Raw genomic sequence first — 14364 nt, 5'->3', positions numbered from 1 at the left:
ACTAATCTCCTTATAAAACTTCGCTGGCTGATTCGGCTAAAATACGACGCGCAATAATCACACGCATAATTTCGTTAGTGCCCTCAAGAATTTGATGAACACGTACATCTCTAACATGGCGCTCAAGCGGGTATTCTTTTATGTAACCGTAGCCACCGTGAATTTGCAGCGCGTCATTACAAACAGTAAAACCTACATCGGTTGCAAAGCGTTTAGCCATAGCACAATAAGTGGTTTTTTCACTGTCGTTAGTATCGAGTTTAAACGCCGCTAAGCGCACCATTTGGCGTGCTGCTACAAGCTCGGTATTCATATCGGCAATTTTAAACTGTAGCGCTTGAAACGCAGCCAATGGCTTACCAAATTGGGTACGCTCTTTTAAATACTCACGTGCGGTATTAAGTGCCGCTTGTGCTGTACCAATAGAGCAAGTGGCAATATTAATACGGCCGCCGTCTAAACCTTGCATTGCAAATTTAAAGCCTTCACCTTCTTGGCCTAATAAGTTTGCGGCTGGAATACGCACATCTTCAAAGCTAATTAAACGTGTGGGCTGTGCATTCCACCCCATTTTTTCTTCTGCTTTACCGTATTCAACGCCTTGTGCATCTGCAGGTACAACAAAAGCCGAAATACCACCAGGGCCGTCGGCTCCCGTACGCGCCATGACCACTAATATTTCGGTTTCACCGGCGCCTGAAATAAACATTTTTGAGCCGTTAATAACATACTCATCACCGTCACGCACTGCTTTAGTTTTTAATGACGCAGCATCAGAACCCGAGCCAGGCTCTGTTAAACAGTACGATGCAAGTAATTCACCCATTACCAATTGCTCAACGTATTTGTCTTTTACTGCATCGGTACCAAAGCTTGCGATCATCCAGGTTGCCATATTATGAATAGTTAACATGGCCGTTGTTGCCGTACAGCCCATCGCCAGCTGTTCAAAAATAATGCTTGAATCTAAGCGAGATAAACCTAAGCCACCGGCTTCTTCTGGGGTGTATAAACCACAAAAACCTAGCTCACCAGCGGCTTTTATTGTGTCTTTAGGAAAAATATGTTCGCGATCCCACTTGGCAGCGTGTGGTGCTAGTTCAGATTCTGCGAATTGGCGCGCCGTTTGCGCAAAAGCTTGTTGATCTTCAGATAAGTTAAAGTCCATGGTAGACCTCTTTAAGTGTGTTTTGTTTGTTGTCAGAGCATCCCATAACGGGAGTAATTAGTGAGGAGCGACAACACTGTGTGTTGTGCCCCTCTTTTTTATTAATTATTCAGTGCAATATTATTTAAGATTAATACTCATGTTTGGACCTGAGGCAATGTCATCTTCAAACCAACGAGAGGTAATAGTTTTAGTTTCTGTATAAAAACGAATACCTTGCTTACCGTATGTATGCGTATCGCCATAAAATGAGCCTTTCCAGCCAGTAAACGAGAAAAATGGCAGTGGCACAGGAATAGGCACATTAATACCCACTTGACCCACTTCAATTTCGTGTTGGAACTTACGTGCAGCTGCACCACTTGATGTAAATAATGAGGTACCGTTACCGTAAGGGCTTTCGTTAATAAGGGCGATGGCTTCTTCAAGCGTATCTACAAACATACACGCCAGTACTGGGCCAAAAATCTCTTCTTTGTACAAGTTCATCTCTTTGGTTACATCAGTAAATAACGTTGGGCCTACCCAGTTACCTTGCTCAAACCCTTCAACAGTAAAATCAGAGCCATCAATTAAACAGGTTGCGCCTTGCGCTTTACCATCGGCAATCAATGATAAAATACGCGCTTTTGCAGCTGGTGATGTTTGCGGACCATATGCAGCGTCTGCATCATCCCATACACCTGGGCGTACACCTTCAAAGCCAGCTTTAATTTCATCAACCCAGTCTTTTGCTTGGCCAACAAATACCGCCACTGAAATACCCATACAACGCTGGCCTGCCGCACCAACCGATGCGCCTACTAAGTTATTAACTACGTGAGACTTGCTTGCATCAGGCATAATTACCATGTGGTTTTTAGCGCCCACACAGGCTTGCACACGTTTTAGATGTTGTGTGCCTTTAGAATAAATGTATGCACCTACGCCACATGAACCTACAAATGAAATAGCGCGAACCGCTTTGTCTTCTAATAAACGGTCTACTTGTGCTTTAGTACCGTGCACGACTTGTAACACACCTTTAGGTGCACCGGCTTCAATAAATAGCTCAGCTAAGCGCATAGGCGTAAGTGGGTCTTGCTCAGACGGTTTTAAAATAAAGGTGTTACCACACACAATTGCCAGTGGGAACATCCAAAGTGGGATCATCGCCGGAAAATTAAATGGCGTAATACCTGCACATACACCCAATGGTTGCATGTATGAATAGGTATCGATTTTACGCGCTACGTTTTCCATCGTCTCGCCCATCATTAATGATGGTGCATTAGCAGCTTGCTCAACTACCTCAATACCACGCCACACATCACCTTTGGCATCTTCAAATGTTTTACCTAGCTCATGACAAATAATAGTGGCTAATTCATCATGGTTTTCTTTTAACAGCGCCGCGTATTTCATCATAATGCGCGCACGTTCTGTAATTGGTACGTCTTTCCACGTTTTAAACGTTTCACTGGCAGAGGCAATAGCCGCGTCCATTTCAGCGTCTGTAGCACATGGTACTTTCGCTAACACTTCTTGATTAGCAGGATTTACAACATCAATTAATTCATTTGAAGTTGATTGAATAAATTCGCCGTTAATGAGTAAGGGTACTTGGTGCATAATTAAAATCCTATTGATTAAATTGGGTACCGCAGCGTTTTTGTTATAGTTGCTGCGGCTTTATTATTAGTTAAAGTGCTTCTACGGCCATGGCAACGGCTTCACCGCCACCAATACATAAAGAGGCTACGCCCTTTTTAAGACCCCGGTTTTTAAGTGCATGGATCAGTGTTACTAAAATACGCGCACCGCTGGCACCAATAGGATGACCCAATGCACAGGCGCCACCGTTAACATTAACTTTGTTCTCATCAAGCTTTAACTCGTTAATAGCTAGCATGGTAACCATGGCAAACGCTTCGTTAATTTCCCATAGGTCAACATCTGCGGTTGTCCACCCTGCTTTTTCAAGCACACTGTTCATTGCACCAACAGGCGCTACGGTAAATTCACTGGGTTTTTGAGAATGCGTGCTGTGAGCAACAATTTTGCACAGTGGCGTTAAACCCTCTGTTTTTGCTTTTGATTCGCTCATTAAAATCAGTGCTGCGCCACCATCTGAAATTGATGATGAGTTTGCCGCAGTAATGGTGCCGTCTTTTTTAAATGCTGCACGTAAACTTGGGATTTTTTCAGGGCGGGCATTACCAGGTTGTTCATCAATTGAAACTGTTACATCGCCTTTACGGGTTTTAATAGTATGAGGGGCGATTTCGTTGTCAAAGCTACCATTTTCTATGGCTGCGTTTGCTTTACTTAACGAACCCAGTGCAAACGCGTCCATTTGCTCACGGCCAATACCGTATTCATCAGCCGTGTCTTGAGCAAAACAACCCATTGCTTTATTGTCGTAAGCATCCTCAAGGCCATCGCTCATCATATGATCTTTTATTTCACCATGGCCCATACGCATGCCGCCACGTGCTTTAGGAATAAAGTAAGGCGCATTGGTCATGCTTTCCATACCACCAGCGATTGCTGATTCAATAGAACCCGCCTTAATTAAATCATTCGCTAACATCGCTGCTTTTAAACCCGAGCCACATACTTTATTAATAGTGGTAGCACCGGTGCTAAGTGCAAGCCCCGCTTTAAGCATAGCTTGACGTGCAGGCGCTTGGCCTAAGCCTGCAGGCAATACACAGCCCATAATCACTTCATCAATTGCATCATTGCTTAAACCCGTTTGAGCAAGTGCACCTGCAATAGCTGTAGCACCTAGTTCGGTAGACTGCGCATCACTTAGTGCGCCCATAAATCCACCCATTGGGGTGCGTTTTGCTGCTACAATTACAACGCTTTCAAAAGACATAAAAAGGCTCCATTTTCAATTACCGCAAACATGTTTTATTATGTTTAGCTTAATGTTTAAACTAATCTGATAAATACGAGCATACATAAAATTTACGTTTACGCCAACGTAAATCTAAAATCAACTTTCTAATTAGTGTAAAAACTGTAAAGCAAGCTTGCTGAAAATGTATTACAACCTCCATAAATGGCTTGTAACGTTTATAAACACTCAACTTCTACTGTAAATCCGCATTTATTTTGTACGTCTAAAGTATAACAACCAGATCGCACTTTACCTTTACGTAAACTTCACTTATATTGGTGATATTCGAATGAGGTAAACATTACAATGAAATCAGATAATCAAACAAACTTTGCAAATTCAGCCAATGAGCCGGCTAAAAACGAACAAACTTTTAGTATCAGCGAATTAGCGAAAGAATTTGATATTACCACTCGCTCTATTCGTTTTTACGAAGACCAAGGGCTTATATCACCAGAGCGCAATGGCCAAACTCGTATTTACTCAAAGCGCGATAAAGTGCGCCTAAAGTTAATACTACGTGGTAAACGTTTAGGGTTTACTTTGGCTGAAACCGGTCGTTTGTTTGAACTTTATGATGCAGACAAATCAAGCGCTAAACAGTTAGTTACTATGCTTGACCTCATTAGCGAAAAAAAGGCCGACCTATCTCAACAAATGGACGACATTAAAGTTGTACTAATGGAGTTGGTTACCGCAGAACGTCGTTGTCGCGACACGCTTAGCAAAATAGATGAATAAAACATTATAAACGTCATCAAACACACAGGAATGAATCATGAGCACTATTTCACTATATAAAGAAATGAATTTTGGTCTTGGCGAAACAGCGGACATGATCCGCAGTCATGTTAATAGCTTCGCAAGTCAAGAAATTGCCCCACTAGCTGAAAAAACAGATCTTGATAATGCGTTTCCCAATCAACTTTGGCCGCAAATGGGTGAAATGGGCGTTTTAGGCATGACCGTTGATGAAGAATTTGGTGGTGCCGGTTTAGGCTATTTAGAGCACGTTATTGCCATGGAAGAAATTAGCCGTGCAAGTGCCTCTATTGGCTTAAGCTATGGTGCGCATTCAAACCTGTGTGTTAATCAAATAAACCGTAATGGCTCACAAGCACAAAAAGAAAAATATTTACCTAAACTTATTAGCGGTGAACACATTGGTGCCTTAGCCATGAGTGAGCCTAACGCGGGCTCTGATGTTGTATCAATGAAACTTAAAGCCGAGAAAAAAGGCGATAAGTACATTTTAAACGGCAATAAAATGTGGATCACCAATGGCCCTGACGCTGATACTCTGGTTATTTACGCAAAAACAGATTTAAATGCCGGTGCGAAAGGCATTACCGCCTTTATTGTTGAGAAAACATTCCCGGGGTTTTCTACCGCACAAAAGCTAGACAAACTCGGTATGCGCGGATCAAACACCTGTGAACTGGTATTTGATAACTGCGAAGTACCCGAAGAAAACATTTTAGGTAACTTAAACGAAGGCGTTAAGGTACTTATGAGCGGCCTTGATTACGAGCGAGTTGTTTTAGCTGCAGGCCCGTTAGGAATTATGCAAGCATGTATGGACATTGTGGTGCCTTACATTCATGAGCGTAAGCAGTTTGACAGTCCTATTGGTCAATTTCAGTTAATTCAAGGCAAAATTGCCGATATGTATACACAAGTGAATGCAGCCCGCTCTTATGTGTACACAGTAGCAAAAGCCTGTGATCGCGGCGAAACCACCCGTAAAGACGCAGCTGGCGCAATTTTATACGCTGCAGAGCTTGCAACCAAAATGGCGCTTGATGCAATTCAAATTTTAGGCGGCAATGGCTACATAAACGAATACGCAACAGGGCGTTTACTGCGTGATGCGAAATTATACGAAATTGGCGCAGGCACCTCAGAAATACGCCGCATGTTGATTGGCCGTGAATTATTTACTGAAAGCCGTTAAGGATTAATTTATGACGATTTTAAAATCGAGCGTTAATCCCCACGATCCTAGTTTTGTGCAAAACCACAAAAATATGTCGGCGCTGGTGGATGATTTACGCGATAAAGTTGCCAATATTAGCTTAGGTGGTGGCGCTGCACTTAAAGAGCGCCATGAAAGCAGAGGAAAGCTGTTTGTTCGTGACCGTATCAGTACTTTATTAGATGAAGGCTCACCCTTTTTAGAAATATCGCAATTTGCTGCATTTGGTGTGTATGAACAAGAGATACCTTGTGCCGGTGTAGTTGCAGGTATTGGTCGCGTAAAAGGCGTTGAATGCATGATCATTGCAAATGACGCGACAGTTAAAGGTGGCACCTATTTCCCGCTTACTGTTAAAAAGCATTTACGCGCACAAGATATTGCTGAGCGTTGCCACTTACCGTGTATTTACTTAGTTGATTCTGGCGGTGCTAATTTGCCAGAGCAAGACGATGTATTTCCAGATAAACTGCATTTTGGGCGTATTTTTTACAATCAAGCACGTATGTCGGGTAAAGGCATTCCACAAATTGCAGTGGTTATGGGCTTATGTACCGCAGGTGGTGCGTATGTTCCTGCTATGGCCGATGAAAGTATTATTGTAAAAGAGCAAGGCACTATATTTTTAGCAGGCCCACCACTGGTAAAAGCGGCAACCGGTGAAGAAGTTACCGCAGAAGAGCTTGGCGGCGCCGATGTTCATTGTAAAACATCGGGTGTGGCCGATCATTATGCTGAAAATGATGCGCATGCATTATCAATTGCACGCCAATGCATAGAGCGAATTAATTACACACGCCCTACCGCCCCATTATTAGATGACGTAAAAGCTCCCCGTTACGATATTAACGAGCTTTACGGCATTGTTGGTACTGATCTTAAAAAGCCATTTGATGTGCGTGAAGTAATAGCCCGCACTGTCGATGACTCGTCTTTTGATGAATTTAAACGTTACTTTGGCGAAACACTGGTGACAGGCTTTGCCAGCATTTATGGCAACCCTGTGGGCATAGTGGCTAACAACGGTATTTTATTTAGTGAGTCGGCGCAAAAAGGCGCGCACTTTATTCAGCTGTGTGCCCAGCGCAATATTCCATTGGTATTTTTACAAAACATTACTGGCTTTATGGTCGGTAAAAAATACGAAGCCGAAGGCATTGCTAAGCATGGCGCTAAAATGGTGATGGCGGTGTCGTGTGCTGATGTACCAAAATTCACCGTGCTTATTGGTGGCTCTTATGGCGCCGGCAATTATGGAATGTGTGGCCGTGCATTTGAACCGACCATGATGTGGATGTGGCCAAATGCCCGTATTTCAGTCATGGGTGGTGAGCAAGCTGCCGGTGTTATGGCACAAGTTAAACAAGATGGATTAGCCCGTAAAGGCGAAAGCATGAGCGAGCAAGAAGTTAGCGATTTTAAAAAGCCAATTATTAGTCAATACGAACAACAAGGTCATCCTTATTATGCCAGTGCCCGCTTATGGGACGATGGCATTATAGACCCTGTCGATACACGTAATGTGTTAGGGCTTGCATTAACAGCAGCTAAAAATGCACCACAGCGTGAGTCTAAGTTTGGCGTATTTAGAATGTAACCGGAGCGCACAATGTCAGTAACACTACAAATAACAAAATCTAATGTGGCTGTACTCGTTTTAAGCCGCCCAGAAAAACGTAATGCATTTAATAGCGACGTTATCCATGAGCTTATTCAATGTATTGAACATGCTAATACGCTCGATATTCGTGCCTTAGTACTCAAAACCGAAGGTAAACATTTTTCAGCCGGTGCCGACTTAGCCTGGATGAAATCGATGGCAGATAATAACTATAACGATAACCTAGCTGATTCAATGCAACTGGCTAAACTTATGGAAGTATTAGCACAGAGCCCGCATCCTACAATTTGTGCGGTACAAGGTGCCGCCTTTGGTGGGGCATTAGGCTTAATTGCCTGCTGTGATATTGCGCTTAGTAAAGACGATGCACAATTTTGTTTAAGTGAAGTTAAACTTGGGCTAATACCTGCCGTGATCAGCCCTTATGTGATTAAGGCCATTGGTGAGCGTGCTGCACGCAGATATTTTTTAACTGCAGAAGTGTTTGATGCCCACACAGCAAAGCAACTGGGTTTAGTGCATCAAATTACTGGGAACTTAGAGACAGCCCTCGATAATTTGCTGCAAACCTTGATTGATAACGGCCCTATTGCCGTTAAAGCCGCAAAAGCACTTATTAACGATGTTGCCAATAAAGAGATAAACGAGGAGCTAATTGCACTGACTGCAGAGCGTATAGCTAAAATTCGTGTATCAACTGAAGGCCAAGAAGGACTGAGCGCCTTTTTTGATAAACGCCCTCCCCAATGGCAACTCTAGGACGCATTATGAACACAGTACAATTACAAAAAATTCTGATTGCTAACCGTGGCGAAATTGCCTGTCGTATTATGCGCACCGCAAAGCAAATGGGCTTAACCACGGTTGCGGTGTATTCAGATGCAGATAAAAACGCGCAACATGTAAAAATGGCCGACGAAGCCTACCATATTGGTGCTGCGCCAAGTAAAGATTCATACCTAGTCGCAGATAAAATTTTGCAGGTTGCTAAAGCCAGTGGCGCTGATTGCATTCATCCAGGCTACGGCTTTTTATCAGAAAACAGTGAATTTGCTAAAGCCTGTGAAGCCCATAATATTGCTTTTATTGGCCCACCAGCAACGAGTATTGAAGCAATGGGCTCAAAAACCCGTGCTAAAGAAATAATGGCCGCGGCAAACGTTCCTTTAGTACCTGGTTACTATGGTGATAAACAAGACCCTGCTTTTTTGCAATCTGAGGCTGAAAAAATTGGTTACCCTGTTCTTATCAAAGCGGCCTTTGGCGGTGGCGGTAAAGGGATGCGAGTGGTAGAAAAGCCGAAAGACTTTATAACTGCACTTGAAGGCGCCCAACGTGAAGCCATTGCCGGTTTTGGTAACGATTTAGTGCTATTAGAGCGCTACGTTAATCAACCTCGCCATGTTGAAGTACAAGTATTTGCAGATAATCACGGTAACTGTGTTTATTTGGGTGATCGTGACTGTTCGTTGCAACGCCGACACCAAAAGGTGATTGAAGAAGCCCCTGCTCCAGGTTTATCTGACGCGCTGCGTAAAGAAATGGGCGAAGCGGCTGTTCGCTGTGCATTAGCCATTAATTACCGTGGTGCGGGTACTGTTGAGTTTTTACTTTGCGGTAATGAATTTTTCTTTATGGAAATGAACACTCGCCTGCAAGTAGAGCACCCAGTGACCGAAATGGTAACCGGCGTTGATTTAGTGAACTGGCAAATTAATATAGCGGGCGGGCAAACACTGCCGTTAAAGCAATCTGATATTCAACTGCAAGGCCATAGCTTTGAAGCGCGTATTTACGCCGAAGACCCTGCAAATGGCTTTATTCCGTGCTCAGGCACCATTGAAGCGCTACATGTCCCCGTTAATAGTGAATTTGTACGCATAGATACCGGGATTGCCCAAGGTGATGAAATAAGCCCCTACTACGACCCAATGATTGCAAAGTTAATTGTTCATGATGATAATCGCGAACAAGCGCTTTCTCGTTTGCAACAGGCGCTTGAGCAATTTCATTTAGCAGGCTTTAGTACCAATATTGGCTTTTTACATAACTTAGCTTGCCACGCAAGTTTTAAACAAGGCGCGCCAAGTACACACTTTATTGCTGAGCAAGGTGATTCACTCGCTGCAGTTGATGAGTCATTATTGCTATCAAGCCAGCTTATTGCCGCTTTTGCCTATTTAGAGTCGTTAAACACGCACCAAGCACAAAACAATAGTGCCAGCCCTTGGCAACAACTGAGTGGGTTTACTTTAAATGCACCGCAGGCAATTAAAATCCCATTTGTAGCTTTACCGCTAAGCGCTATCAAAACTGCGCAGGGTTACAATGTGACACACAGTGCGGGCGTATACAGTTTACAAGGGACGCTAAATAATGGTGTGTGCAACGTATTTATTAACGGTGAAAAGCACAGTGCGCATGTCAGCATAACTGACAATGAAATTACTGTAATGAATAAAGCACTGCAAACTAAGTTTGAATGTGTTGATAAACATTATATTAGTTCACACGAAAATGACGCGCTGCCGCTCGCTGCGCCACTCAATGGCACGGTAGTAAAACATTTAATTGAAGTAGGTAGCACTATCACCAAAGGTGATGCCGTTGTTATTATCGAAGCCATGAAAATGGAATATACACTTAATGCACCACATGACGGCATATTACAGAGTTACTGCTTTGGTGAAGGTGAACTAGTTTCACACGGCGCACTGTTAGCCATTGTTGAAGATACGACTGTGCAGGAAGGTGCTTAATGAGTACCTTTGCAAATAAAGTTCGTATTGTTGAAGTGGGTGCACGTGATGGTTTACAAAATGAAAAAACCGTCAGCACTGAAGATAAAGTAACACTTATTAATGCCCTCGCCGCCGCGGGATTAAAAGATATAGAAGCTGGTGCGTTCGTATCCCCAAAATGGGTGCCACAAATGGCAGATTCAAGCGAAGTGATCAGTGCCCTTGATCTTCCAGAGATTAATTTAAGTGCCTTAACGCCAAATTTAAAAGGCGCACAAGCTGCGCATGCTGTTGGTATTAAAGAATTTGCTATATTTACGGCGGCCAGCGAAGCGTTTTGTCAAAAAAATATAAATTGTTCAATAGCGCAAAGTATTGATCGTTTTAGCGAGGTAATAACTTTTGCTAAAGCGAATAATATACGCGTTCGAGGCTATGTAAGCTGTGTTTTAGGCTGCCCTTATGAGGGAGACGTTGACCCTCAGGTTGTTTTAAACGTGGCACAAAAGTTATTAGCACTTGGCTGCTATGAAGTGAGCCTTGGCGATACTATTGGTGTCGGCACCGCAGGTAAAGTAACTGAGCTGCTTACATTGCTGCTCAAGCATATCGATAAAAGTAAGCTTGCAGTACACTTTCATGATACATATGGACAGGCGCTCACAAATATTTACGCTGCCTTAAGCCTAGGTATTTCAACGGTTGACGCTGCCGTTGCTGGCCTTGGTGGCTGCCCTTACGCTAAGGGTGCGTCAGGAAATGTTGCCACCGAAGATGTTGTTTACTTACTGCAAGGGCTTGGCATTGAACATGGAATTGATTTAAAAAGGCTTGCACAAGCAGGTTGGCAAATTACTAATGCGCTTAATAAACAGCCTGTTAGTAAAGTTTCAGTGGCATTACACACACAATAATTGCAATAGCATAGAATGAGGAGTCACTCATGGCCGGTTTTGATAAAGTAGTTTCGAGTTACGAAGCTGCAATGGAAGGTTTAAAAGACGGCGATACTATCATCGCTGGTGGTTTTGGTTTATGCGGTATTCCCGAGGGATTAATAGCACAAATTAAAAAAATGCAAACCAAAGAGTTAACGGTCGTATCGAACAATTGCGGCGTTGATGACTTTGGTTTAGGGCTTTTATTACAAGACAAACAAATTAAAAAAGTGGTTGCTTCTTATGTGGGCGAAAATGCTCTTTTTGAACAACAACTACTTAATGGCGAAATTGATGTAGAGCTAACACCGCAAGGTACTCTAGCAGAAAAAATGCGTGCTGGTGGTGCCGGTATTCCTGCTTTTTATACCGCCACGGGTTACGGTACGCCAGTAGCTGAGGGTAAAGAAGTAAAAGAATTTAATGGTCGCCCTTATATTTTAGAAGAGTCAATCACGGGCGAATTTGCCATTGTAAAAGCATGGAAAGCAGACCGTTACGGTAATTTAGTATTTCGCCATACCGCAATGAACTTTAATCCAATGGCCGCAACCGCAGGTAAAATTACCGTTGCCGAAGTGGAAGAGATTGTTGAACCCGGTGAGCTAGAGCCAAGTCAAATTCATACCCCTGGCATTTTTGTAAATCGCGTGATCAAGGGCAACTTTGAAAAACGCATTGAACGTGTTACCACACGAGATTAAGCAGGAGCACTTAAAATGGCATTATCACGTGAACAAGTCGCAATGCGCGTCGCTCAAGAGCTACAAGATGGGTACTATGTTAATTTAGGCATAGGTATTCCGACACTCGTCGCAAACTATGTACCCGATGGCATAGAAGTTATGCTACAGTCCGAAAATGGCCTATTAGGTATGGGTGAATACCCAACTAAAGACACTGTAGATGCCGATATGATCAACGCGGGTAAAGAAACCGTGACGGCAGCTACCGGTGCAGCTATATTTAATAGTGCAGATAGTTTTGCCATGATACGGGGTGGTCATGTAGACTTAACGGTTCTGGGCGCATTTGAGGTAGACCAAAACGGGTCTATAGCCTCATGGATGATCCCTAAAAAATTAATAAAAGGCATGGGCGGAGCAATGGATTTAGTTGCTGGTGCAAAAAACATTATTGTTACTATGACCCATGCCAGTAAACACGGCGATTCTAAATTATTAGAAAGCTGTACGTTACCGCTGACGGGCGTTAACTGTGTTAAAAAAATAGTAACCGATTTAGCCGTATTAGAAGTTAAAGACGGCGCATTTCATTTGCTAGAACGCGCACCAGGCGTATCAGTTGATGAAATTATTAGTAAAACGGCAGGTAAATTGCTTGTTGACGGTGATATTCCTGAGATGGTGTTTTAAACTACTCACAATTTCACCCTGTACCGACCTCATTCCCAGTGCCAATGGCGCTGAGTTACCCAAAATCCCTCGCAAGAGGGATTTTTTTTGCCTTTATTTTAGCTTTTGCACTATAGTGAGAATTTAACGCACCACTTAGGTGAATTCGCCCTAATAAAAAAATTAAATAACTGATATAGTTAACTTTTATTTTTGGTTTAATAATTGCCTGTAATAAGGTGATTGAAATAACTTTATATTGGATACCATGCAAACACCTATTCGCGGCCTTCGCTCTTTTTGTTTTGCCGCAAAAAGCTTAAGTTTTAAACATGCCGCCAAAGAGCTGTATTTAACGCCATCGGCGGTCAGCCATCAAATAAAGCAGCTAGAAGAGCAGCTGGGCATTGATTTATTTCAAAGGCAAACCCGTTCCATAAGCTTAACGCCAGCTGGAAAAAACTTTTTTGAAGCGATTTACCCCATTATAAATATGCTGGAAAGCACCATTACCGAATTTAGTCAGTTACAACAAAATGTAAATTTAACCATTACCCTGCCCGAGTTTTTTGCCAGTGAATTGCTAATGCCAAAACTCAGTGAGTGGACGAGTGAGCATCCTAATATTAATTTACACATGGACACCCTTAAAACGCGCAAAGAGCTGACTCGCCAAAGTGATTTATCAATCATTTTATCTTCAAGTAAACCGCTTGATGGGCTGGCTACTGAGTTATTTAATTTAGAATATATTCCAGCGTGTAATAAAAAGCTGCTCGATCAGTGGCAAAACGATCACTGCCAGGCGCTCAATCAAGTGCCGCTTATTGTGCATAAAGCACGGCCTTGGGCATGGCATCAATGGGCTGAAAAAGTCGGTATTGATGACTTTTCCCCTGCACAAATTATTCAAATAGATAGTATGTTTGGCGTTGCACGCGCTGCACAGCAAGGTATGGGCATCGCGCTTATTCCTTTACCAATAAGCCAAAGCTGGCTGGATGAGCAATGGCTTTACAAACTGTTTGAGCAACCACTAACAACAAAAGACAAATATTATTTAGTTCAGCATGGCTCAAGTACCGCTAATCACCCTCTCGATTTGTTTGCAAAATGGGTGATTAACACCTTTAGGCAAACTAAATAGCACATTCAATTAAGCGCTCCTTGTTGAGCGCTTTTTAGCTAATTTTAAAGTGTGCAACTTTTATTTTTAAAATCCCCCTACCGAAAAACAAAAAAAGCGCTTATTTATCAGCGCTTTATTTATTGAAAAAATCTAAAACCCCATAAGTTAGTTTTTTTCACTTATTAGTTTTGTTTTTATCGCTTGTCGAAATTGAGTAAAAGCTCTAAAGTTAACTCAACCAAACGGCAACACGCTAAAAAATATAAAACGTGTTACCAAAATCAGATTTCATTAGTTTGTAACAACGAGCTAGTAAAAAAGAATCTTTATTGTGTGTGAAGATGTTGTCAGTGTAAAAAACAGCTCAAGTTCGGTGGTGACTTAGCTTGAGTTGTTTTTATTTTTACCCTTACACCCGCCAATAAACTTAAGAATCTTTATTGTGTGTGAAGATGTTGTCAGTGTAAAAAACAACTCAAGTCCGGTGGTGACTGAGCTTGGGTTGTTTTTATTTTCATTCTCATCAACAACAATAAGCCAGAGTTAGTTT

12 protein-coding genes are annotated in these 14364 nt (G+C 42.5%); 9 read left to right on the top strand and 3 right to left on the bottom strand.

Annotated elements, in window-relative coordinates:
• Nucleotides 1-10 precede the first annotated feature (10 nt).
• The 3 genes from PISS_RS07500 to PISS_RS07490 all read right to left on the bottom strand — a co-directional run bounded on the left by PISS_RS07500 (nucleotide 11) and on the right by PISS_RS07490 (nucleotide 4031).
• Nucleotides 11-1168 carry an acyl-CoA dehydrogenase family protein gene (locus PISS_RS07500; protein WP_033103468.1) on the bottom strand — a complete coding sequence of 386 codons (1158 nt, stop codon included), beginning with the start codon at nucleotides 1166-1168 and terminating at the stop codon, nucleotides 11-13.
• A gap of 120 nt (nucleotides 1169-1288) precedes the next feature.
• Entirely contained in the window at nucleotides 1289-2779 is a 1491-nt protein-coding gene (locus PISS_RS07495; protein ID WP_058154570.1) for a CoA-acylating methylmalonate-semialdehyde dehydrogenase, read from the bottom strand.
• A 70-nt stretch (nucleotides 2780-2849) separates the two neighbouring features.
• Nucleotides 2850-4031: a thiolase family protein gene (locus PISS_RS07490; protein WP_058154569.1), complete on the bottom strand. Its 1182-nt coding sequence runs from the start codon at nucleotides 4029-4031 to the stop codon at nucleotides 2850-2852.
• Between the two features lie 330 nt (nucleotides 4032-4361).
• Here PISS_RS07490 and PISS_RS07485 point away from each other — a divergent pair, with 330 nt between their 5' ends.
• The 9 genes from PISS_RS07485 to PISS_RS07440 all read left to right on the top strand — a co-directional run bounded on the left by PISS_RS07485 (nucleotide 4362) and on the right by PISS_RS07440 (nucleotide 13832).
• The gene (locus PISS_RS07485; protein ID WP_008114692.1) at nucleotides 4362-4796 is read left to right on the top strand and encodes a MerR family transcriptional regulator; all 435 of its coding nucleotides are present in this window, start codon (nucleotides 4362-4364) and stop codon (nucleotides 4794-4796) included.
• 37 nt (nucleotides 4797-4833) lie between these two features.
• A complete protein-coding gene (locus PISS_RS07480; RefSeq protein WP_058154568.1) occupies nucleotides 4834-6009 on the top strand; it encodes an isovaleryl-CoA dehydrogenase in 1176 nt (391 codons plus the stop codon).
• 10 nt (nucleotides 6010-6019) lie between these two features.
• Nucleotides 6020-7627: a carboxyl transferase domain-containing protein gene (locus tag PISS_RS07475; RefSeq protein WP_036956475.1), complete on the top strand. Its 1608-nt coding sequence runs from the start codon at nucleotides 6020-6022 to the stop codon at nucleotides 7625-7627.
• 12 nt (nucleotides 7628-7639) lie between these two features.
• Entirely contained in the window at nucleotides 7640-8410 is a 771-nt protein-coding gene (locus tag PISS_RS07470) for an enoyl-CoA hydratase/isomerase family protein (RefSeq protein WP_058154567.1), read from the top strand.
• 8 nt (nucleotides 8411-8418) lie between these two features.
• Nucleotides 8419-10410 (top strand): acetyl/propionyl/methylcrotonyl-CoA carboxylase subunit alpha, encoded by a 1992-nt coding sequence (locus PISS_RS07465; RefSeq protein ID WP_058154566.1) that lies wholly within the window; start codon nucleotides 8419-8421, stop codon nucleotides 10408-10410.
• The gene (locus PISS_RS07460; protein ID WP_058154565.1) at nucleotides 10410-11306 is read left to right on the top strand and encodes a hydroxymethylglutaryl-CoA lyase; all 897 of its coding nucleotides are present in this window, start codon (nucleotides 10410-10412) and stop codon (nucleotides 11304-11306) included. The genes PISS_RS07465 and PISS_RS07460 overlap by 1 nt, the downstream gene beginning before the upstream one ends.
• A gap of 29 nt (nucleotides 11307-11335) precedes the next feature.
• A complete protein-coding gene (locus PISS_RS07455) occupies nucleotides 11336-12034 on the top strand; it encodes a CoA transferase subunit A (RefSeq protein ID WP_013464896.1) in 699 nt (232 codons plus the stop codon).
• A gap of 15 nt (nucleotides 12035-12049) precedes the next feature.
• On the top strand, nucleotides 12050-12706 hold the full coding sequence (locus PISS_RS07450) for a 3-oxoacid CoA-transferase subunit B (RefSeq protein WP_013464895.1): 657 nt from the start codon (nucleotides 12050-12052) through the stop codon (nucleotides 12704-12706).
• 247 nt (nucleotides 12707-12953) lie between these two features.
• Nucleotides 12954-13832: a LysR family transcriptional regulator gene (locus PISS_RS07440; RefSeq protein ID WP_013464894.1), complete on the top strand. Its 879-nt coding sequence runs from the start codon at nucleotides 12954-12956 to the stop codon at nucleotides 13830-13832.
• Nucleotides 13833-14364 lie beyond the last annotated feature (532 nt).

Source organism: Pseudoalteromonas issachenkonii (assembly GCF_002310795.1).
GTDB lineage: Bacteria > Pseudomonadota > Gammaproteobacteria > Enterobacterales > Alteromonadaceae > Pseudoalteromonas > Pseudoalteromonas tetraodonis.
This window is presented reverse-complemented; position numbering and strand designations above follow the sequence as displayed.

Excerpts from the sequence above, each read along its gene's own strand:
- PISS_RS07500 (WP_033103468.1), bottom strand. The coding sequence starts at position 1,168 with ATGGACTTTAACTTATCTGAAGATCAACAAGCTTTTGCGCAAACGGCG.
- PISS_RS07495 (WP_058154570.1), bottom strand. The coding sequence starts at position 2,779 with ATGCACCAAGTACCCTTACTCATTAACGGCGAATTTATTCAATCAACT.
- PISS_RS07490 (WP_058154569.1), bottom strand. The coding sequence starts at position 4,031 with ATGTCTTTTGAAAGCGTTGTAATTGTAGCAGCAAAACGCACCCCAATG.
- PISS_RS07485 (WP_008114692.1), top strand. The coding sequence starts at position 4,362 with ATGAAATCAGATAATCAAACAAACTTTGCAAATTCAGCCAATGAGCCG.
- PISS_RS07480 (WP_058154568.1), top strand. The coding sequence starts at position 4,834 with ATGAGCACTATTTCACTATATAAAGAAATGAATTTTGGTCTTGGCGAA.
- PISS_RS07475 (WP_036956475.1), top strand. The coding sequence starts at position 6,020 with ATGACGATTTTAAAATCGAGCGTTAATCCCCACGATCCTAGTTTTGTG.
- PISS_RS07470 (WP_058154567.1), top strand. The coding sequence starts at position 7,640 with ATGTCAGTAACACTACAAATAACAAAATCTAATGTGGCTGTACTCGTT.
- PISS_RS07465 (WP_058154566.1), top strand. The coding sequence starts at position 8,419 with ATGAACACAGTACAATTACAAAAAATTCTGATTGCTAACCGTGGCGAA.
- PISS_RS07460 (WP_058154565.1), top strand. The coding sequence starts at position 10,410 with ATGAGTACCTTTGCAAATAAAGTTCGTATTGTTGAAGTGGGTGCACGT.
- PISS_RS07455 (WP_013464896.1), top strand. The coding sequence starts at position 11,336 with ATGGCCGGTTTTGATAAAGTAGTTTCGAGTTACGAAGCTGCAATGGAA.
- PISS_RS07450 (WP_013464895.1), top strand. The coding sequence starts at position 12,050 with ATGGCATTATCACGTGAACAAGTCGCAATGCGCGTCGCTCAAGAGCTA.
- PISS_RS07440 (WP_013464894.1), top strand. The coding sequence starts at position 12,954 with ATGCAAACACCTATTCGCGGCCTTCGCTCTTTTTGTTTTGCCGCAAAA.